Source organism: Neoaquamicrobium sediminum, assembly GCF_013240295.1.
Lineage (GTDB): Bacteria > Pseudomonadota > Alphaproteobacteria > Rhizobiales > Rhizobiaceae > Aerobium > Aerobium sediminum.
Genome location: NZ_JABETK010000001.1, coordinates 1 through 19,451, shown reverse-complemented (window position 1 = coordinate 19,451; position 19,451 = coordinate 1). Strand labels below are relative to the sequence as shown.

Below are 19,451 nucleotides of genomic sequence, written 5' to 3'. Positions count from 1 at the left end.
AGAGAACAGGATACGGAGCGGGAAAATGGCAGGCGCTGCAGCTCACGACGCCCATGACGATCACAAGCCGACCGGCTGGGTTCGCTGGGTCTATTCGACCAACCACAAGGACATCGGCACCCTCTACCTGATCTTCGCGATCATGGCTGGCATCATCGGCGGCTTCCTGTCGGTGATGATGCGCTGGGAGCTCGCCGAACCGGGTATCCAGATCTTCCATGGCCTGGCGTCCATGGTCTACGGCTATGAGGGCGATGCCGCCATCGACGGCGGCAAGCACATGTTCAATGTGTTCACCACCGGCCACGCGCTCATCATGATCTTCTTCATGGTCATGCCGGCGATGATCGGCGGTTTCGCCAACTGGATGGTGCCGATCATGATCGGCGCACCGGACATGGCGTTCCCGCGCATGAACAACATCTCGTTCTGGCTGCTGCCGCCTGCCTTCATCCTGCTGCTGATCTCGATCTTCATGCCGAGCGCCCCCGGTGCCTATGGCGTTGGTGGCGGTTGGACGATCTATCCGCCGCTGTCGACATCCGGCCAGCCCGGCCCGGCGATGGACTTTGCGATCCTCTCGCTGCACATCGCGGGTGCCTCGTCGATCCTCGGTGCGATCAACTTCATCACCACGATCTTCAACATGCGCGCTCCGGGCATGACGCTGCACAAGATGCCGCTGTTTGCATGGTCGGTGCTCATCACAGCGTTCCTGCTGCTGCTGTCGCTGCCGGTTCTGGCTGGCGCGATCACCATGCTGCTGACTGATCGCAACTTCGGCACGGCCTTCTTCGACCCGGCCGCCGGCGGCGATCCGATCCTGTTCCAGCATCTGTTCTGGTTCTTCGGTCACCCCGAGGTGTACATCCTGATCCTGCCGGGCTTCGGCATCGTCAGCCACATCGTGTCAACCTTCTCGCGCAAGCCGATCTTCGGTTACCTCGGCATGGCCTATGCCATGGTGGCAATCGGCGCGGTGGGCTTCATCGTGTGGGCGCACCACATGTATACGACCGGCCTGTCGCTCGACACGCAGCGCTATTTCGTCTTCGCGACGATGGTCATCGCGGTTCCGACTGGCGTGAAGATCTTCTCGTGGATCGCCACCATGTGGGGCGGCTCGATCTCCATGCGCACTCCAATGCTGTGGGCGATCGGCTTCATCTTCCTGTTCACCGTCGGCGGCGTCACGGGCGTTCAGCTCGCCAATGCCGGCCTCGACCGCGCGCTTCACGACACCTACTATGTGGTCGCGCACTTCCACTACGTGCTGTCGCTGGGTGCCGTGTTCGCGATCTTCGCGGGCTGGTACTACTGGTTCCCGAAGATGTTCGGCTACATGTACTCGCCGCTCATCGCGCGTACCCACTTCTGGGTCACGTTCATCGGCGTGAACCTGGTGTTCTTCCCGCAGCACTTCCTGGGTCTGGCCGGCATGCCGCGCGCTACATCGACTATCCGGATGCTTATGCGGGCTGGAACGCCGTGTCGTCCTATGGCTCCTACATCTCCGCAATCGGTGTGCTGATCTTCCTCTATGGCGTCTTCGAGGCCTTTTCGAAGAAGCGCGAGGCCGGCGCCAATCCGTGGGGCGAGGGTGCAACCACGCTTGAGTGGCAGCTTTCGTCGCCGCCGCCCTACCACCAGTGGGAACAGCTGCCGAAGATCAAGTAAGGCAGCAGCCGCAACAGAATGGAAACCGCCGGCCTGGCCGGCGGTTTCGGCCAGACGGAAAGAACGGACCGCGTACGCATGGCCCTCGTCGAGAAGAATGGATATGAAGACGCCGCCTTCCGTATTTCGGAAGCGCAGGCTGGCGATTATCTCGCGCTGCTCAAGCCGCGGGTGATGTCGCTGGTCGTCTTCACCGCCTTCGTCGGGCTGGTGACGGCGCAGGTGCCGGTCAACCCGATCATCGCAGTGGTCTCGATCCTCGCGATCGCGGTCGGCGCCGGCGCGTCCGGCGCACTCAACATGTGGTACGACGCCGACATCGACGCCGTCATGTCGCGCACTGCAGACAGGCCGGTCCCATCAGGCCGCGTGCTGCCGGGCGAGGCGCTGGTCTTCGGCCTGTTCCTTTCCGCTTTCTCGGTGATGACGCTCGGTCTCGTCGCCAACTGGCTGGCCGCGAGCCTGCTGGCCTTCACCATCTTCTTCTACGCTGTCGTCTACACGATGTGGCTCAAGCGCTGGACGCCGCAGAACATCGTCATCGGCGGTGCGGCCGGCGCATTCCCGCCCATGATCGGCTGGGCGGCCGTTACGGGCCAGATCGGCCTCGAAAGCGTAATCCAGTTCCTCATCATCTTCCTGTGGACGCCGCCGCACTTCTGGGCGCTGGCGCTGTTCAAGTCCGGTGACTACGGTCGCGCCGGCATCCCGATGATGCCGAACGTCGCTGGCGAAGCATCGACCAAGCGGCAGATCTTTGCCTATGCTTTGCTCGTGGCTGTCGTCGGCGTTCTGCCGTCGGTGCTCGGCCAGGCAAGTGCCACTTACGGCGTGTTCGCCGCAGCGCTCGGTGCCGGCTTCGTCTGGTATTCCTGGAAGGTGCTGCGCATGCCCGACGCCGATCGCGTCATGCGGCCGGCCAAGGCACTTTTCGGATATTCGCTGCTCTATCTCTTCGCGATCTTTGCGGCTCTGCTGCTTGATTCGATTGCGGCGCGCCTCGGGGCGCCGGTCTGGTGAGTGTGATGGAAGACGACAAGGTCAGCCTTACGGATTCGCAGAAGAAAGCGCGTCGTGGTCGCTCGGTCGCCATCGCGCTGGCGCTGGTCGCTTTCGTGGTCATCATCTACGTCGTGACCATCGTGAAGATGGGCCCGTCGATCCTCGACCGGCCGATGTGAGAGTATCGATGAGCGAACGCGATAACACTGTCAGCGAAAAGGCCCAGCGCTCCAACCGCGTGATTGCAGTTGTATGCCTGGCCTTCTTTGCCAGCATGGTTGGCGCAGCCTACGCGGCGGTGCCCTTGTATCAGCTCTTCTGCCAGGTGACAGGCTATGGCGGCACCACGCAGCGGGTCACGCAATATTCGCAGACCGTGCTCGATCGGGAGATCAAGGTTCGCTTCGACGCCAACACGGCCGGCGGCCTGCCGTGGGACTTCAAGCCGGTCCAGCGCGACGTGACCATAAAAATCGGCGAGACCACGCAGATTTCTTACAAGGCGAAGAACACGTTCTCGCGCCCCACTTCGGGTCGCGCGTCGTTCAACGTCACGCCGCAACTCGCGGGCGCCTACTTCATGAAGGTGGAATGCTTCTGCTTCACCGATACGGAGTTGCAGCCCGGCGAGGAGATGGATATGCCGGTCGTCTTCTACGTCGATCCGGAGATCGTGAATGTGCCAGAGTTGAAGAACGTCGGTACGATCACGCTGTCCTACACCTTTTTCCCGCTCGCCGAGGGCAAGCCGCAGGAATCGGCGGCCACAGGCGGGCAACTGAACAGCAATACGGACGCCGACACCGAAATCGGGGGATGACATGGCAGACGCACACGCAAAGAACCACGACTATCATATCATCGACCCAAGCCCATGGCCCTTCCTCGGCTCCGTCGGCGCGCTTGTCATGGCGGTCGGCGGCATCGGCTGGATGCAGTATCTGAAGGGTAACGAGTTCTCGCTCGTCGGTATCCCGCTGGCGACGCCGTGGCTTTTCTTCATTGGCCTGGCGCTGGTGCTCTATGTGATGTTCGGCTGGTGGAGCGACACCATCAAGGAGGCTCATGAGGGCCACCATACGCGTGTCGTTTCGCTGCACCTGCGCTACGGCATGATCATGTTCATCGCCTCGGAGGTGATGTTCTTCGTCGCCTGGTTCTGGGCGTTCTTCGACGCAAGCCTTTTCCCCAACGAAGCGGCGCAGGTCGCCCGCGCCGAGTTCCTCGGTGGCCAGTGGCCTCCGGCAGGCGTTGAGGTTCTCAATCCTTTCCATCTGCCGCTCTACAACACCATCATCCTGCTGCTCTCCGGCACGACCGTGACGTGGGCGCATCACGCATTGCTGCACGACGATCGCAAGGGCCTTGTATGGGGTCTCGCAATTACCGTTGCGCTCGGCGTGCTGTTCAGCTTCGTCCAAGCCTACGAGTATTCGGTCGCGCCGTTCAGCTTCTCCGGCTCGATCTATGGCGCCACCTTCTACATGGCGACCGGCTTCCATGGCTTCCACGTGTTGATCGGTACCATCTTCCTGCTGGTGTGCCTGTTGCGCGCGATGGCAGGCCACTTCACGCCCAAGCAGCATTTCGGCTTCGAGGCGGCAGCCTGGTACTGGCATTTCGTTGACGTGGTGTGGCTGTTCCTCTTCGCCTGCGTCTACGTATGGGCATCGGCCGGCGCGCCAATTGCGGCGCACTGAGCAGCCTGAATCGAACGGTTTTCGGGAGGCGGCCGTGGCAACATGGCCGCCTTCTTTCTTTGGCCCGTTTCGCATGCGATAGCGTGCCACCATGCACGAGGCTGCAATATGACTGACGATCGCAAGCCCGACAGCGCCATCTGGGCGCCGGTGGACCCGGTGAAGGCCGGCCTTTCCGGCCGCTGCCCACGCTGCGGCGAGGGCCGCCTGTTCCGCGGGTTCCTCTCCGTCGGCGATCGCTGCGGCAACTGCGGGCTCGACTATTCGTTTGCGGATGCCGGGGATGGACCGGCGGTTTTTGTCATCCTCATCATCGGCTTCGTGGTCGTCGGCCTTGCGTTGTGGATGGAAGTGTCGCTCAACCCGCCGCTGTGGCTGCATTTTATGCTCTGGATACCGCTGACGCTCGTGCTGAGCCTGGTGGCCTTGCGGCTCATCAAGGGGCTGCTGATCGTGCTGCAATACCGCAACAAAGCGGCGGAAGGGCGATTGGACGACCGATGAGTGTCAGCGACAGCAGGGCGGAAGTCCGCAGGCCGGGCATCAGCGTGCTGTTGGCCATCGTTTCTTTTGCAGCGCTGGCCGCGCTGCTGGCGCTCGGCACCTGGCAGGTGCAGCGGCTGCACTGGAAAGAACAACTGATCGCGACCATCGACGCGCGCATCACGTCCGAGCCGCGCTCCCTTGCCGATGTGCAAACGCGGCTGACGACGACCGGCGACGTCGACTACTGGCCGGTGACCGTCAGTGGCGAGTTCCGCCACGAGGGCGAGCGTCACTTCTTCGCCACGCACCAGGGGCAGTCCGGCTATTTCGTCTATACCCCAATGGCGCTCGAAAACGGGCAGTTTGTCCTCGTCAATCGAGGCTTCGTACCATTCGAGTTGAAGGAGCCCGAAACACGCCCTGAAGGGCAGGTCGACGGTCCCCGGACCATCACCGGCCTTGCGCGCAACCGGCTCGATGCCAAGCCGTCCCTCATCGTGCCTGACAACGATCCGGCCAAGAACATCTTCTACTGGAAGGACCTCGACGTCATGGCGGCGACATCGGGCGTGGGCGACCCGGGAGACTACCTGCCGTTCTTCATCGATGCGAACGATGCGCCCAATCCCGGCGGGCTGCCGGTCGGCGGAGTGACGCTGATCGATCTCCCCAACAATCATCTCCAGTATGCCGTCACGTGGTACGGTCTCGCCGGCGCGCTGGTGGCGGTGCTCGGGGCGTGGTTGTTGCGACAGCGCCGAACGCGCATCGCCGATGCGGGTTGACAGGGCAGGGCCTCAACCGCCATCTGCACACGACGGATCACGGGTAGAATGATGAAGCGACCATTGACGATCAGGCTTTGCGGGCCGCGCGGTTTCTGTGCGGGCGTGGACCGCGCAATCCAGATCGTGGTGCTGGCGCTGAAAAAATACGGCGCGCCGGTCTATGTGCGCCACGAGATCGTGCACAATCGTTACGTGGTAGAGGGGCTGCAGGCGCGGGGCGCCGTCTTCGTCGAGGAACTGGACGAGATTCCGCCCGAACACCATGCCCAGCCGGTGGTCTTTTCCGCCCACGGCGTTCCCAAGTCGGTGCCCGCGGATGCCGAGGCGCGCAACCTGTTCTATCTCGACGCCACCTGCCCGCTGGTTTCCAAGGTGCACAAGCAGGCGATGCGCCATCAGCGTCAGGGGCGTCATGTGCTGCTGATCGGCCATGCCGGCCACCCGGAGGTGATCGGCACCATGGGTCAGTTGCCCGACGGTGCGGTGACCCTCGTGGAGACCGAGGAAGACGCTGCGGGCATCCAGCCGGCCGACCCGGCCGCGCTCGGCTTCGTAACGCAGACGACACTTTCGGTGGAGGACACGGCAGGAATCATCAGCGCCCTTCAGGCGCGTTTCCCGGATATGCAGGCACCTGCCGCGAATCGATCTGCTACGCCACCACCAACCGTCAGGACGCGGTGAAGGAAGCAGCGCCCGGCGCGGACCTGTTCCTGATCGTCGGCGCGCCGAACTCATCCAACTCCATGCGGCTGGTCGAGGTCGCCGAGCGCGCGGGCGCGAAGCGCGGCCTGCTGGTGCAGCGCGCATCCGAGATTCCCTGGGACGAGATAGACGACATCGGCACGCTCGGCCTGTCGGCTGGTGCTTCTGCGCCGGAGATCATCGTCGACGAGATCATCGATGCTTTCCGCGAACGCTTCGACGTCACCGTCGATCTCGCCGTCACTGCCGAGGAGACGGAGAACTTCCCCGTCAACCGTGTCCTGCGCGACATCGAACTCACCACGGCCGACATGGCATTCGTCAACGGGAACGCCTGAACACATGGCCGTCTACACCGACATCACCGAGATGGAACTCGGCGCGTTTCTGCGCGGCTACGCCATCGGCGACCTGCTATCCTACAAGGGCATCGCCGAAGGCACTGAGAACTCCAACTTCATCCTGCACACAAGCGGCGGTTCGTTCATCCTCACGCTGTATGAAAAGCGGGTGGAAAAGCGCGATCTCCCGTTCTTCCTCGGCCTGATGGAGCATCTTGCCCGGCAGGGCATCTCCTGTCCGTTGCCGGTTCATCGCCGCGACGGCGAGATCATCGGCGAGCTTGCCGGCAGGCCGGCGGCCATCATCACGTTCCTCGAAGGCATGTGGCCGCGTCGACCGAGCGCCGCGCACTGCCGAGAGGTGGGCAAGGTGCTTGCCGCAATGCACCTGGCCGGGGCAGATTTTCAGCTCTCGCGTCCCAATGCGCTTTCGCTGCCCGGCTGGCACAGGCTTTGGGAGGGCTGCGTCGACCGTGCGGACGAAGTCGAGCCCGGTTTGAGCGCCGAGGTGAGCGCGGATTTTGCCAGTCTGGAGGCGGCGTGGCCCGCCGATCTGCCGGCCGGCGTCATTCATGCCGATCTCTTCCCCGACAACGTCTTCTTTCTCGGCAACGACCTCTCCGGCGTCATCGACTTCTATTTCGCCTGCAACGACTTCCTCGCCTACGATGTCGCGACCTGCCTCAATGCCTGGTGTTTCGAGCGCGACCACGCTTTCAACCTGACCAAGGGCACGGCGTTCCTCGCCGGCTACCAGAGCGTGCGCCCGCTGACCCCGACCGAGATCGAGGCGCTGCCGTTGCTCTGCCATGGCTCGGCGCTACGCTTCATGCTGACGCGGCTCTACGACTGGCTCAATGGTCCTGGCGGCGCGCTGGTCAACAAAAGGGACCCGCTCGAATATGTGCGCAAGATGCGCTTCCATCGGCAGATCGGTTCCGCCTCCGAATATGGCGCGGTGATGCCATGAAGAATGTCGAGGTGTTCACCGACGGTGCATGTTCGGGCAACCCCGGTCCCGGCGGCTGGGGCGCGATCCTGCGCTTCAATGGTATCGTCAAGGAACTCTCAGGCGGCGAGGCCGAAACCACCAACAACCGTATGGAGTTGATGGCGGCGATCTCCGCGCTCGGCGCGTTGAAGGAGCCGTGCACGGTCGATCTCTACACCGACTCCAACTACGTCAAGGACGGCATTTCAGGCTGGATCGAGGGCTGGAAGCGCAACGGCTGGAAGACGGCGGCGGCGAAAAAGCCGGTCAAGAATGCCGAGCTTTGGCAGGCGCTGGACGAGGCGCGCCGGCGCCACAAGGTCACCTGGCACTGGGTCAAGGGCCATGCAGGCCACCCCGAGAACGAGCGTGCCGACGAACTCGCCCGCCTCGGCATGGCCCCCTTCAAGACGAAACGCCGACCAGCGGCGGCCGGCTAGCCCTTGCGGCTCGCTGCCTGCGCCGCCGCCAGCCTGGCGATCGGCACGCGGAAGGGCGAGCACGACACGTAGTCGAGCCCAACCTCCTCGCAGAAATGGATCGAGGTCGGGTCGCCGCCATGTTCGCCGCATATGCCGAGCTTGATGTCGGGTCGGGTCGCCTTGCCTTTCTCGGCCGCCATGCGCACCAGTTCGCCGACCCCTTCGAGGTCGAGCGAGATGAACGGGTCCTGCTCGATGATGCCTTTCTGGCGATAGGTTTCGAGGAAGGACGAGGCGTCGTCGCGCGAGATGCCGAAAGTCGTCTGGGTCAGGTCGTTGGTGCCGAAGGAGAAGAACTCCGCGGCTTCCGCAATCACATGGGCGCGGATCGCCGCGCGCGGCAGCTCGATCATCGTGCCGACCAGATAGTCGATGGTCGTTCCGCTCTCCTCCATCACCGCCTTGGCGACCTCGTCGATGCGGGCCTTGACGTAGTCGAGCTCCTTCATGATGCCGACCAGAGGTACCATGATCTCTGGTACCACCGGGCTTCCGGTCTTCTTGCCGGCTTCAACCGCGGCTTCGAAGATGGCGCGCGCCTGCATCTCGGCGATCTCGGGGTATGAGACGGCCAGCCGGCAACCGCGATGGCCGAGCATCGGGTTGAACTCGTGCAGCGCCTCGGTGCGCTGGCGCAGCTTCTCGGCCGACACGTTCATCGCCTTGGCGACGTCCGCGATCTCCTCCTCGCTCTTGGGCAGGAATTCGTGCAGCGGCGGGTCGAGCAGGCGGATCGTCACAGGCAGCCCGGCCATGATCTCGAACAGCTCGGCGAAGTCCGAACGCTGCATGGGCAGAAGCTTGGCAAGGGCTGCGCGGCGGTCCTTCTCGATATCCGACAGGATCATCTCGCGCATCGCCACGATGCGCTCGTCGTCGAAGAACATGTGCTCGGTGCGGCAGAGCCCGATGCCTTCCGCACCGAAGGAGCGCGCCATGCGCGCATCCGCCGGTGTCTCGGCATTGGTGCGCACCTTCATTCGCCGGATCTGGTCCGCCCACTCCATGATCGACGCGAAGTCGCCGGAAAGCTCGGGCTGCAGCATGGGCACCGCACCCTTCAGCACCTGCCCGCTGGCACCGTCGATGGTGATGACGTCGCCCTTCTTCAGCGTCTGGCCCATCGCCGTCAGCGTGCCGGTCTTGTAGTCGACGCGCAGCGTGCCCGCGCCCGAGACGCAAGGCTTGCCCATGCCGCGCGCCACTACGGCCGCGTGGCTGGTCATGCCGCCGCGCGTGGTGAGAATGCCTTCGGCGGCGTGCATGCCGTGAATGTCTTCCGGGCTCGTCTCCACGCGCACCAGGATCGCCTTGCGGTTCTGTGCTCGCATTTCCTCCGCCTCGTCGGAAGAAAAGACGATCTCGCCCGTAGCCGCACCGGGCGATGCTGGCAGGCCGATGCCGATCACGTCACGCTTGGCGGACGGGTCGATGGTCGGGTGCAGAAGCTGGTCCAGCGAAGCCGGGTCGATCCGCGCCACGGCTTCCTGCTTGGTGATCAGCCCTTCGGCAGCCATGTCGACGGCGATCTTCAGCGCGGCCTTTGCCGTGCGCTTGCCCGAGCGGGTCTGCAGCATCCACAGCTTGCCGCGCTCGATGGTGAATTCGAGATCCTGCATGTCGCGGTAGTGGCGTTCCAGCCGCTGCGAGATGTCGACGAAGGCGGCGAACGCCTCAGGCATCACCTTCTCCATCGAGGGCTTGTCGGCGCCCGCCTCGATGCGGGCTTCCTCGGTCAGGTTCTGCGGCGTGCGGATGCCCGCCACCACGTCCTCGCCCTGCGCGTTGACGAGGAATTCGCCATAGAGTCTGGCCTCACCGGTCGACGGATTGCGGGTGAATGCGACGCCCGTTGCCGAGGTGTCGCCCATGTTGCCGAACACCATCGCCTGCACGTTGACCGCCGTGCCCCAGCTTTCGGGAATGTCGTGCAGCCGGCGATAGGTGATCGCGCGGTGGTTCATCCAGCTCGAGAACACCGCGCCGATCGCACCCCAGAGCTGCTCCTGCGGGTCTTGGGGGAAGGGAGAGCCAAGCTCTTCCTCAACCTTCGCTTTGTATAGCCCGATCACCTCCTGCCATTCCCTGGCGGAGAGGTCGGTATCGAGCTCATGGCCGCGACGGGCCTTCTCGTCTTCCAGGATTTCCTCGAAATGCTCGTGGTCGACGCCCAGCACGACGTCCGAATACATCTGGATGAACCGGCGATAGCTGTCATAGGCGAAGCGCTCGTCGCCGGAATCCCGCGCAAGTGCGGTGACGGTCTCGTCATTGAGGCCGAGGTTCAGCACCGTGTCCATCATGCCGGGCATCGATGCGCGCGCGCCGGAACGCACGGAGACCAGCAAGAGCTTGTCCGGGTCTCCGAAGCGCCTGCCGACGATCGCGCCGATGCCTTCCAGCGCCTCGGCGACCTGCGCCTTGAGATCGTCGGGGTAGGTGCGGCCGTTCGCATAATACGAGGTGCACAGCTCGGTCGTGATGGTGAAACCCGGCGGCACGGGCAGACCCAGGCTGCACATCTCGGCGAGATCTCGCGCCCTTGCCACCCAACAGGTTCCGGTCTCCGGCGCTGCCTTCCGCCTTGCCGTCGCCGAAGCTGTAGACCCACTTCGTCATCCTGCTTCCCCGTCTCCGTGCGTGTTCGCCGGCGTGTTTCCGCCCGCGCGCTGAGCGATAAGACCCCGAACCCGCAAAGGCAAGCAGCCAGCAGGGCCGGTTCCCAAATCAATCGATTAGGCACGGCGAAAATTTTCGACTTGCGGGTATCGGCCGTACGGATTAGAACAAAAAGAGAACACTGGAGGATGCAGAGATGCGCAAGGACGGCAAGCTCGATTATCTGGAAATGCAGGCTGCCGGAGGCACGATCGACAGCGTCAAGTCCTTCTACAGCGCCGCCTTCGGCTGGTCGTTCACGGATTATGGCCCATCCTATTCAGCCTTCGAAGAGGGGCTGGATGGCGGTTTCGACGCACAGACCGCGGCCGAAACGAAGCCGCTTCCGGTACTCTATTCGGATGATCTGGAACGGTCGGTGGAGGCTGTAGAGGAAGCAGGCGGCAGGATAGTTCGACCGATCTTCACTTTTCCGGGCGGCAGGCGGTTTCACTTCACAGACCCTGCCGGCAACGAGCTGGCAGTGTGGAGCGAGAAGGGCGCGTGAAGATGCAGGTCGGAAGCTGCCATTGCGGCACGGTGAAGTTCGAGGTCGAGGGGGCGTTCTCCGAGGCGATGGAATGCAACTGCTCGCATTGCAGCCGCAAGGGTTATCTCCTGTGGTTCGTGCCGCGCGAGCAACTACATCTGCAGACACCGCAGGACGACCTGTCGACCTATCGCTTCAACCGTCACGTGATCGACCATCATTTCTGCCCGAACTGCGGCTGCGCTCCATTCGGGTTCGGGACCGCGCCCGACGGCAAGGCGACGGCGGCAGTCAACATCCGTTGCCTCGAGGGCGTGGATCTGACGTCCGTGAAGCGGGTTCCGGTCGACGGTCGCAGCTACTGATTGGCGAGCAACTTGCGCAGGCGGCCGGTGGCGAGCCCGACCTCCGGCTCTTTCTGGAGCGCCATCAGGTGACGCAGCCGAAAGGCGGCAGCGGCTTCGCCGCCCGCCTCGCCGATCAGCCCCGCCGCTTCTTCGCGGAAGCCTGGCAGGGCGGCGATTTCGTCCACCTCCTTATCGGCAACCATGTGATCGATGCGGGCGATCAGCTCCGAGAGCGTGCCCATCCACGCAAAGCGCGGGTCGCCGATCAGGGCAAAAAGCATCGTGTACGGGTTCTGCAGTGCAGGATCGTCGCCGATTTCGGCGCGGATGAGCGCGCGATGCAGGTCCTTCAGCGCGCTTGAGAGCGCGACAACCTGGGCCGTATCGGAGTTCTGATCGGGCATCTCTAACTCTCTTTCGTGTACTGGCGTCAACCAACCGCGCCGACGCTCGAGATCTCGCGGTTAGGCCCTTGCAAGCTGCTCTATGTGAGGTCGCCGAGCCGGGAACGCAACAGCAGCGGATCGGTCTCGATCAGCCTGAGCGAACGGACCATTTTTTCCGTGCCGGTCTTGTACTTGAGGAAGTGTTCGGATTGCAAATGAGCCCGATAGGCGTCCTCGTCGGCATAGATCTCGACAAGGCGGCGCTGCGTCGGCTCTCCGCGCACGCGCAGGGCATAAAGCATCAGCACACCTGGTTCTTTTGAGATCGAGGCCTCGATCTCCTCCTTCAGCAGTGCATCGTATTCGTCCAGACAATCCGGATCGAGCTCGATTTCTGCCAGTCTCACCAATGGATCGTCGCTCACGAACCCCTCCGGTTCTGTGATGCCGCGCCCGCGCCGATCAGCTCGCCTCGCGCATCTGCTCGGCAGTTTGCAGGTCGACCGATACGAGCTGGCTCACGCCCTGCTCGGCCATTGTGACGCCGAACAGGCGGTTCATACGCGCCATGGTGATGGGGTTGTGGGTGATGATGACGAAACGCGTCTCGGTGGTCGCCGCCATTTCGTCCATCAGGTTGCAGAAGCGCTCGACATTGTGGTCATCGAGCGGCGCGTCGACCTCGTCGAGCACGCAGATCGGCGCGGGGTTGGTGAGAAACACGGCAAAGATCAGCGCCATAGCCGTCAGGGCCTGCTCCCCGCCCGAAAGCAGCGTCATCGTCTGCGGCTTCTTGCCGGGCGGTCGCGCCAGGATTTCCAGACCCGCCTCCAGTGGGTCGTCGGATTCGATCAACTGCAGTTCGGCAGTGCCGCCGCCGAAGAGATGTGTGAACAGCCGCTGGAACTGGGTATTGACCACCTCGAAAGCGGCCAGCAGGCGCTCGCGGCCTTCCTTGTTCAGGCTCTGGATGGCCTGCCGCAACCGGCGGATCGCCTCGATCACGTCCTCGCGTTCGGAGACGATCGTCTCCAGCCGCTCGACCATGTCACGCTGCTCTTCCTCGGCGCGCAGGTTCACCGCGCCCAGTCGTTCTCGCTCGATCTTGAGGCGGTCCAGGTTGCGTTCGACGACGGCCATGTCTGGCATCGGATCGTCGGCTTCGAGCCCGGTATGACGGATCACCAGATGCGGCGGCACGTTCAGCGCCTCCAGGATGCGCGCCTCGACCTCCTTGCGCCGCTCGTCGGCGGCCGTCAGCCGCTCTTCCGCGCGTACCCGGTTCTCGCGGCCCTCGGCCAGCGCCTGGATCGCGGCGGTAGCCGCCTTGTCCAGATCGGCCTGTAGGTTCTCGGCCTCCTGCAGCCGGTCGGCTGCGGCCTTGCGCAGCGTTTCGGCTCGCTGAGCTGCGACATCAGCGCCCGGCGGCGCGCATCGAGCTCATCCGGCGCCTCCGCCAGTGCTGCATGCTCGTTGGCGGTCTCCGTGCGGCGCTCACGCAGCGAAGCGATGTGCGTATCGGCATTGGCCGCGCGCTGCGTCCACGAGGTTCGTTCGGTGCCGATCGCGGTCAGCCGGCGCGTGCGGGTCTCGGCTTCGCGGCGCAGCCCCTCATGTGCAGCGCGCGCGTCGGCGAGCTTCGCCCGATCCTGCGCCACGTCACGCGCCAGCCCGTCCAGCCGCGCCTGAAGCTCCGAAAGGTCGGGGGCGGCTTCGAGCGCTTTCTGCGCCTGCTGGAACACTTCCTCTGCCTCGGCAACGCTTTCGGCGACCCGGCCGCGCGACTCGTCCAGCACAGCGCGGCGGCTCGCCAGTTCGCCGGCAGCTTTTTCCGCGCGCGCCAGTGCATCGCGTGCCTCGCCCAACGCGCGCTGTGCCTCGCGCCAGCCGTCGCGGGCGGCCTTTTCGGCATCCACGGCCTGCTTCACCCGCGCTTCGCTGGCAGCAAGTGCGGCTTCCGCGATGCGCAGCGCGCGCGTGGCTTCGGTCGCTTCCGCTTCGAGTTCCGCGAGGCGGTTCTTCTGCGCCAGCCGCAGTGCGGCTGCAGTAGGTGCATCGGCACTCGCCGTCAGCCCGTCCCAGCGCCACAGCGCACCGCTGGCGCTGACCAGCCGCTGGCCAACCTTCAGTTCGCGTTGCAGCCTGGCCCCGTCGGCATCGTCGACAATGCCGATCTGCGCCAGTCGTCGGGCAAGCTGGTGGGGTGCCGTCACTACGTGAGCCAGCGGCCTCGCGTCTGCAGGCAGGGCAGGATCGTCCGCCTGCCGTTCGGCCTCGCCCCAATGGGCAGGTGCCGCGCGATCCACTGGGACGTCGAGGTCTTCGCCCAGAGCCGCGCCCAGCGCCGTCTCGAAGCCGCGCTCCACCCTGATCTGTTCGAGCACCGCGGGAAAGAGGTCGCCACTCGCGGCATTGAGCATCTTGGCGAGCGTGCGTGCTTCAGTTTCGACGCGCTGCAATTCGCTGCGGGCCTCGGCCAACGGGGGCGGGCAGCAGCTTCGGCCGCGCGGGCGTCCGCGACGGTCTTTTCCGCCTCGACACCGGCCGTCTCGGACGCGGTCGCCGCCGCCTCGGCTTCATCCACCAGAACGCGCTTCTCGGCCGGGTCGGCAAGTGCTGCGATGCGCTGTGCGATCTCAGCCGCCTCGCGGTCGATCTCGGCGAGTTGTCGCTGAAGGCGGTCGCGGCGTTCGCCGGTCTCACGCAGCGTGCGCTCGATCTGCCCGCGCGCGGCGGACGCCTCGGCGCGTTCGGAGGTCACCTTGGCAAGCGCCGCCTCGCTTGCCGTCAGATGTGCCTGCGCTTCCTCGAAGGCGGCGCGCGTCTGCGCCTCGCGCTCGGCCGCACCTGCATTCTCCGTGTTCAGCGCGCGTTCCTCGACGTCGAGCCGTTCCAGTACGTCAGCGTTGTCGCGCACGAGCTGTTCCTCGCGGGCGATGTCGGCGTCGAGCTGGGCAAGCCGTTTCTCGAGCTCCGCATTGCGCGTGCGCATGCGGTTGGCTTCTTCCTCGAGCTGCGTCTTTGCGATCGTCAGCCTTTGCAGGGCTGCGGCGGCCGCCGCTTCCGCCTCGCGAAGCTCCGGCAGCTTGTGGGCGCCGACCGCCTGGTCCTTGGCGGCCTGCATCTGGCCCGCCGCGCGGTCGCCCACCAGCGTGGTCGCCTGCGCCAGGGCCGACTTCGCTTCCGCTTCCTGGGCCTTGGCCTGCGTCCAGCGCAGGTGCAGCAGAGTGGCTTCCGCCTTGCGGATTTCCGCCGAAAGGTTCTTGAAGCGCGAGGCCTGTCGGGCCTGTCGCTTCAGGCTCTCGATCTGGCTTTCCAGTTCGCCGACGACGTCGTCCAGCCGCTCGAGGTTCTGCTCGGCGGCGCGCAGACGCAGCTCGGCCTCGTGGCGGCGCGTATGCAGGCCCGAAATGCCCGCCGCCTCTTCCAGCAAGGCCCGGCGCGCCTGCGGCTTGGCCTGGATCAGTTCACCGATACGCCCCTGTCCTACCATCGAAGGCGAGCGCGCGCCGGTCGACTGGTCCGCGAAAAGAAGCTGCACGTCCTTGGCGCGCGCTTCCTTGCCGTTGATGCGATAGATCGAGCCCGCCTCGCGCTCGATGCGGCGCGAGACCTGCAATTCGTCCGCGTCATTGAAGGCAGGCGGCGCGGTGCGGTCGCTGTTGTCGAGAAACAGCGTCACTTCGGCCGTGTTGCGGGCAGGGCGCGTACCGGAGCCGGAAAAGATCACGTCGTCCATGCCGGACGCGCGCATGTTCTTATAGGAGCTTTCGCCCATCACCCAGCGCAGCGCTTCGACAAGGTTGGACTTGCCGCAGCCGTTCGGCCCGACGATGCCCGTCAGGCCGCGCTCGATGACGAATTCGCCGGGTTCGACGAAGGACTTGAAGCCGAGAAGGCGAAGGCGCGAGAACTTCATGCGTACGCCTCCGCAGGCGCACGGAGGCGATGCCGCGCGGAAACCGTGCGGTTACAGCATGCTGTCGATGATGGCCGACATCTCGGCAACCGTCAGTGCCCCCGAATACTTGTTTCCGTTGATGAAGAAGGTCGGCGTCGCATCCACGCCGAACTCGCTTGCGCCGCGGGCCCGCACAGCTCTCACATCGTCCAGAAGTTTCTGGTCAGTCAAGCAGGCCTCGAACGACTCCTGTGAAAAACCGGCCAGTTTGGAGATTTGCAGCAGTGCTTCGCGCGCATTTTCCACGCCGGCCCAGGCCTGCTGCTGCTTGAACAGCACGTCCACCATGGCGAAATACTTGGTGTCAGCGCAGCGCGCGAGCATAAAACCTGCTTCCGCCCGTGGGTCGAAGGGGAACTCGCGCATGATCATGCGCGCCTTGCCGGTGTCGATGTAGTTTTCCTTGATCGCCGGCAGCGTGTTGTTGTGGAAGTTGGCGCAGTGGCCGCAGGTCATCGACGCATACTCGACGATCGTCACCGGCGCATCGGCTTCGCCCAGCACCTTTTCTGGCAACGAGCCTTCTTCAAGCAGCTTGCCCATGTCGACGGTGCCGGCGGGCTGCGGCGCGTCGGCTGCCGCTGCCGCGGTCGACGAGGTCTGCGCCTGCGCGCTGCCGGAATCGCTGCAGGACGACAGGAATGCCGCGGCTGCGGGCACTGCCACCAGCGATGCGAGAACGGTTCGGCGTGGAATGGCGCGGGTCATGCGAATCACCTGTTTGCGGTTGAATGGTGCAGCTTTGGAGCATCCAAAGGCGAGTGTCGAAGCGAAATAAGGCAAATCTGTCCCCAATCCAATCGCCTTGAAGCGATAGATCGTTCACGAAAGCGCGAAACAGGGTGTGACTTCAGCGCTTTTCGCCGAACACCGAGCGGCCGAGCCGTGCCAGCGCCTCGCGCAGGCCGTCATCCTCGATGCCTTCCACCAGCGTGTCGAGCCGTGCCGTCTCCTGTCCGCTGAGCGGCCTCATCCGCGGCCGGGGCTTCGGCGCCGGGGCGACCGGTTTCTGCACGATGCGTATGCGGCCAATCGCGGCGAAGCCGAGGAAGGCGTTGACCCTGGCGATGATCTCGCCCGTTTCGTGCTGGAGCCGCAGCGCAGCCGCCCCCTCGCAGGCGATCACCAGCGTCGCCGGCTCGAACGGGTCGTCATCGCTCAGCCGGCGCGGCCATGCGATCTTTTCCGGCCGTGTGCTCTGCGCAAGCCGCTCGCCGGCGATTTCATCCCACGACTGCACCAGTCCGATGGTGATGCCGGCGCGTTTGCGCAGCACCGGATCGATCACATGGGCGGCGAGATCGCTCACCGGCACGGCATTGCCGTCTCTGCGTTTCCCTGTCATGAGCGGTCGGCGCTTTTTCCCTCGCGCGGGGGCGCGATTACGGTTCACTGGGTTGATGACGACCGACACTAGCAGCATTCGCGGCGAAAATCAGGAGGCGAGGGCGGCGGCTCTTCTCGCCTGGTACGACGCCCACCATCGCGAACTGCCCTGGCGCACGACGCCGCGCGAGATCGCCGCCGGCCGCCGGCCGGACCCCTACGGCGTCTGGCTGTCGGAAGTCATGCTGCAGCAGACCACGGTGGAGGCGGTGAAGTCTTATTATTTGCGCTTCCTGGCCCGCTGGCCCACCGTCGCAGACCTGGCCGCTGCCGAAACCGACGACGTCATGAAGGCCTGGGCCGGCCTCGGCTACTACTCGCGTGCCCGCAACCTCAAGGCCTGCGCCGACCGGGTCGCGGCCGACCATGGCGGCCTTTTCCCTGACACGGAGGACGGGCTTCGCGCTCTGCCGGGCATCGGCGCCTACACGGCCGCCGCAATTGCCGCGATCGCCTTCGGCAGGCCTGCGGTGGTCGTCGACGGCAATGTCGAGCGCGTGGTGTCGCGACTTTTCGCCATCGCCACGCCGCTGCCGGCGGCCAAGGAGGAAATCAGGCGGCATGTCCAGGCTATGCTCCCGGCGGACCGCCCCGGCGATTTCGCGCAGGCCATGATGGACCTGGGCGCGACCATCTGCTCGCCCCGCCGGCCGAAATGCATGCTCTGCCCGCTGAATGAAGGCTGCGCCGCGCTGGGCGAGGGCGACCCCGAGCGCTACCCGGTGAAGCTGCCCAAGCCCGAGCGGCCACAGCGGCGCGGCGCGGCCTTTGTCGCGATCCGCAGCGATGGCGCCGTACTTCTGCGCAAGCGGCCGGGTTCCGGCCTTCTGGCAGGCATGGCCGAGCCGCCCACCACAGGCTGGACCGCCCGCGCCGACGGCGAGACGGGCGTCGGCGCGGCACCCTTCGCTGCCGGCTGGCGCGCGGCAGGTTCCATCCGCCACGTCTTCACCCATTTCGAGCTGACGCTGGACGTCTTCCGCGCCGAGCGCGTGGAGCATGTGCCGCCGTCCGGCTGGTGGTGGTCGCCGCCGCAGGACCTTTCCGGCGAGGCGCTGCCCACCGTCATGAAGAAGGCAATTGCCGCGGCTATGGACGGTGCTGCAACCTATCGAGAGCAACAGGACAAAGCATGACCCAGATCGACCACATCGTCTTCGACATCGGCAAGGTGCTGATCCACTACGACCCGGACCTGCCGTTCAGCCGGCTGATTCCCGACGAGGCCGAACGCCGCTGGTTCTTCGACAATGTGTGCACGTCGGACTGGAACATCGAGCAGGATCGCGGCCGCACCTGGCGGGAGGCCGAGGCGCTGCTGATCGCCGAGCACCCAACGCACGAGGAAAACATCCGCAACTTCCGACGCCACTGGCACGAGATGGTGCCGCATGCCTATGACGGCAGCGTCGCCATCATGGAAGGCCTGATCGCGCAGGGCCGCGACGTGACCATGCTCACCAATTTCGCCGCTGACACCTTCACCGAGGCGAGAGGGCTCTTTCCGTTTCTGGAAAAGCCGCGCGGCGTCACGGTCTCCGGCGAGGTGGGCTCATCAAGCCCGACGAACGCATCTATCGCCTGCATGCCGAAACCTTCGGCCTCATCCCCGCCGCCACGCTCTTCATCGACGACAGCGCGAAAAACGTCGAAGGCGCGAAGGCGGCCGGCTGGAACGCGTTGCTATTCACCGGTGCCGATAGGCTGGCGGAGGATTTGAAAGGGCTTGAGGTGATGTGAGGGGAGCGCTTGTTGTTCGTGACAGCTTGCGATCCCCTGTCGGTCTTTGCGAGCTATAGCTGGGGGCGGAAAAGCAGACTGGCCAGTGTACTTGGAAGTGCCTACGGTCTCGCGCGCCTGTCGGCGGGCGAGACCGTTTGGATTAGAGGCTCAGCCAGGCCGGAGCGATGGCAGTGCCCTTGCCCAGACCATAACCAAGACGAATGTTGAGCATGGCGACAGGTTCGATCAACCGTGCCGCATCCAGCCCGCCGGTCTTCTCCGCGGCAAAGCCTGATGCCTGGACAAGCTGTTCCACCGTGGCAACGGCA

General features: G+C 64.7%; 15 protein-coding genes and 6 pseudogenes. 14 read left to right on the top strand and 7 right to left on the bottom strand.

The annotated features are described in order from the left end of the window. Positions 1 to 25: 25 nt before the first annotated feature. From ctaD to rnhA, 10 genes and pseudogenes are all read left to right on the top strand, one after another. Positions 26 to 1,677: pseudogene (ctaD, locus tag HK436_RS00105) on the top strand (cytochrome c oxidase subunit I). A 78-nt stretch (positions 1,678 to 1,755) separates the two neighbouring features. Continuing rightward, positions 1,756 to 2,697, top strand: a complete 942-nt coding sequence (locus HK436_RS00100; RefSeq protein WP_173189807.1) for a heme o synthase — start codon at positions 1,756 to 1,758, stop codon at positions 2,695 to 2,697. A 5-nt stretch (positions 2,698 to 2,702) separates the two neighbouring features. Continuing rightward, entirely contained in the window at positions 2,703 to 2,858 is a 156-nt protein-coding gene (locus HK436_RS00095; RefSeq protein WP_173186404.1) for a cytochrome c oxidase system small membrane protein, read from the top strand. A gap of 8 nt (positions 2,859 to 2,866) precedes the next feature. Beyond that, positions 2,867 to 3,499, top strand: coding sequence for a cytochrome c oxidase assembly protein (locus HK436_RS00090; protein WP_173186402.1), 633 nt, complete (start codon positions 2,867 to 2,869; stop codon positions 3,497 to 3,499). A gap of 1 nt (position 3,500) precedes the next feature. Further along, positions 3,501 to 4,379: a cytochrome c oxidase subunit 3 gene (locus HK436_RS00085; protein ID WP_173186400.1), complete on the top strand. Its 879-nt coding sequence runs from the start codon at positions 3,501 to 3,503 to the stop codon at positions 4,377 to 4,379. Positions 4,380 to 4,487: 108 nt separating this feature from the next. Further along, complete coding sequence (locus HK436_RS00080; RefSeq protein ID WP_173186398.1) at positions 4,488 to 4,883, top strand: DUF983 domain-containing protein; 396 nt, start codon at positions 4,488 to 4,490, stop codon at positions 4,881 to 4,883. After that, positions 4,880 to 5,650 carry an SURF1 family protein gene (locus HK436_RS00075; RefSeq protein WP_173186396.1) on the top strand — a complete coding sequence of 257 codons (771 nt, stop codon included), beginning with the start codon at positions 4,880 to 4,882 and terminating at the stop codon, positions 5,648 to 5,650. The genes HK436_RS00080 and HK436_RS00075 overlap by 4 nt, the downstream gene beginning before the upstream one ends. 48 nt (positions 5,651 to 5,698) lie before the next feature. Then, positions 5,699 to 6,696, top strand: a pseudogene (gene ispH, locus HK436_RS00070) (4-hydroxy-3-methylbut-2-enyl diphosphate reductase). A 4-nt stretch (positions 6,697 to 6,700) separates the two neighbouring features. Beyond that, complete coding sequence (locus tag HK436_RS00065; RefSeq protein WP_173186394.1) at positions 6,701 to 7,669, top strand: homoserine kinase; 969 nt, start codon at positions 6,701 to 6,703, stop codon at positions 7,667 to 7,669. Then, entirely contained in the window at positions 7,666 to 8,130 is a 465-nt protein-coding gene (rnhA, locus tag HK436_RS00060; protein ID WP_173186393.1) for a ribonuclease HI, read from the top strand. Before HK436_RS00065 ends, rnhA begins: the two co-directional genes overlap by 4 nt. On the opposite strand, the pseudogene ppdK reads toward rnhA, so the two are convergent. Next, positions 8,127 to 10,791, bottom strand: a pseudogene (ppdK, locus tag HK436_RS00055) (pyruvate, phosphate dikinase). The gene rnhA and the pseudogene ppdK overlap by 4 nt on opposite strands. Positions 10,792 to 10,987: 196 nt before the next feature. Between ppdK and HK436_RS00050 the strand changes: the two are divergent. Next, positions 10,988 to 11,338, top strand: coding sequence for a VOC family protein (locus HK436_RS00050; RefSeq protein WP_173186391.1), 351 nt, complete (start codon positions 10,988 to 10,990; stop codon positions 11,336 to 11,338). Positions 11,339 to 11,340: 2 nt separating this feature from the next. Then, positions 11,341 to 11,685: a GFA family protein gene (locus HK436_RS00045; RefSeq protein ID WP_173189805.1), complete on the top strand. Its 345-nt coding sequence runs from the start codon at positions 11,341 to 11,343 to the stop codon at positions 11,683 to 11,685. On the opposite strand, the gene HK436_RS00040 is transcribed toward HK436_RS00045, so the two are convergent. The 5 genes and pseudogenes from HK436_RS00040 to HK436_RS00020 all read right to left on the bottom strand — a co-directional run bounded on the left by HK436_RS00040 (position 11,679) and on the right by HK436_RS00020 (position 17,359). Next, a complete protein-coding gene (locus HK436_RS00040) occupies positions 11,679 to 12,071 on the bottom strand; it encodes a hypothetical protein (protein WP_173186389.1) in 393 nt (130 codons plus the stop codon). The genes HK436_RS00045 and HK436_RS00040 overlap by 7 nt on opposite strands. 80 nt (positions 12,072 to 12,151) lie before the next feature. Continuing rightward, positions 12,152 to 12,478: a putative quinol monooxygenase gene (locus HK436_RS00035; protein WP_173186387.1), complete on the bottom strand. Its 327-nt coding sequence runs from the start codon at positions 12,476 to 12,478 to the stop codon at positions 12,152 to 12,154. A 37-nt stretch (positions 12,479 to 12,515) separates the two neighbouring features. Further along, a pseudogene (gene smc / locus HK436_RS00030) lies at positions 12,516 to 15,972 on the bottom strand (chromosome segregation protein SMC). 51 nt (positions 15,973 to 16,023) lie between these two features. Next, positions 16,024 to 16,722 carry a DsbA family protein gene (locus HK436_RS00025; RefSeq protein ID WP_173186385.1) on the bottom strand — a complete coding sequence of 233 codons (699 nt, stop codon included), beginning with the start codon at positions 16,720 to 16,722 and terminating at the stop codon, positions 16,024 to 16,026. 142 nt (positions 16,723 to 16,864) lie between these two features. Continuing rightward, positions 16,865 to 17,359, bottom strand: a complete 495-nt coding sequence (locus tag HK436_RS00020) for a DUF721 domain-containing protein (RefSeq protein ID WP_173186383.1) — start codon at positions 17,357 to 17,359, stop codon at positions 16,865 to 16,867. A gap of 55 nt (positions 17,360 to 17,414) precedes the next feature. Between HK436_RS00020 and mutY the strand changes: the two genes are divergently transcribed. Both mutY and HK436_RS00010 read left to right on the top strand, forming a co-directional pair. Then, a complete protein-coding gene (mutY, locus tag HK436_RS00015; RefSeq protein ID WP_173186381.1) occupies positions 17,415 to 18,536 on the top strand; it encodes an A/G-specific adenine glycosylase in 1,122 nt (373 codons plus the stop codon). Then, a pseudogene (locus tag HK436_RS00010) lies at positions 18,533 to 19,140 on the top strand (HAD family hydrolase). The gene mutY and the pseudogene HK436_RS00010 overlap by 4 nt, the downstream one beginning before the upstream one ends. A 142-nt stretch (positions 19,141 to 19,282) precedes the next feature. Here the strand turns inward: HK436_RS00010 and HK436_RS32755 are convergent. Continuing rightward, positions 19,283 to 19,451: pseudogene (locus tag HK436_RS32755) on the bottom strand (NADPH-dependent F420 reductase); the annotation flags it as partial.

Bases quoted from the DNA above. Each gene is read 5' to 3' on its own strand.
- HK436_RS00100 (WP_173189807.1), top strand. From the start codon at position 1,756: ATGGCCCTCGTCGAGAAGAATGGATATGAAGACGCCGCCTTCCGTATT.
- HK436_RS00095 (WP_173186404.1), top strand. From the start codon at position 2,703: ATGGAAGACGACAAGGTCAGCCTTACGGATTCGCAGAAGAAAGCGCGT.
- HK436_RS00090 (WP_173186402.1), top strand. From the start codon at position 2,867: ATGAGCGAACGCGATAACACTGTCAGCGAAAAGGCCCAGCGCTCCAAC.
- HK436_RS00085 (WP_173186400.1), top strand. From the start codon at position 3,501: ATGGCAGACGCACACGCAAAGAACCACGACTATCATATCATCGACCCA.
- HK436_RS00080 (WP_173186398.1), top strand. From the start codon at position 4,488: ATGACTGACGATCGCAAGCCCGACAGCGCCATCTGGGCGCCGGTGGAC.
- HK436_RS00075 (WP_173186396.1), top strand. From the start codon at position 4,880: ATGAGTGTCAGCGACAGCAGGGCGGAAGTCCGCAGGCCGGGCATCAGC.
- HK436_RS00065 (WP_173186394.1), top strand. From the start codon at position 6,701: ATGGCCGTCTACACCGACATCACCGAGATGGAACTCGGCGCGTTTCTG.
- rnhA (WP_173186393.1), top strand. From the start codon at position 7,666: ATGAAGAATGTCGAGGTGTTCACCGACGGTGCATGTTCGGGCAACCCC.
- HK436_RS00050 (WP_173186391.1), top strand. From the start codon at position 10,988: ATGCGCAAGGACGGCAAGCTCGATTATCTGGAAATGCAGGCTGCCGGA.
- HK436_RS00045 (WP_173189805.1), top strand. From the start codon at position 11,341: ATGCAGGTCGGAAGCTGCCATTGCGGCACGGTGAAGTTCGAGGTCGAG.
- HK436_RS00040 (WP_173186389.1), bottom strand. From the start codon at position 12,071: ATGCCCGATCAGAACTCCGATACGGCCCAGGTTGTCGCGCTCTCAAGC.
- HK436_RS00025 (WP_173186385.1), bottom strand. From the start codon at position 16,722: ATGACCCGCGCCATTCCACGCCGAACCGTTCTCGCATCGCTGGTGGCA.
- HK436_RS00020 (WP_173186383.1), bottom strand. From the start codon at position 17,359: ATGACAGGGAAACGCAGAGACGGCAATGCCGTGCCGGTGAGCGATCTC.
- mutY (WP_173186381.1), top strand. From the start codon at position 17,415: ATGACGACCGACACTAGCAGCATTCGCGGCGAAAATCAGGAGGCGAGG.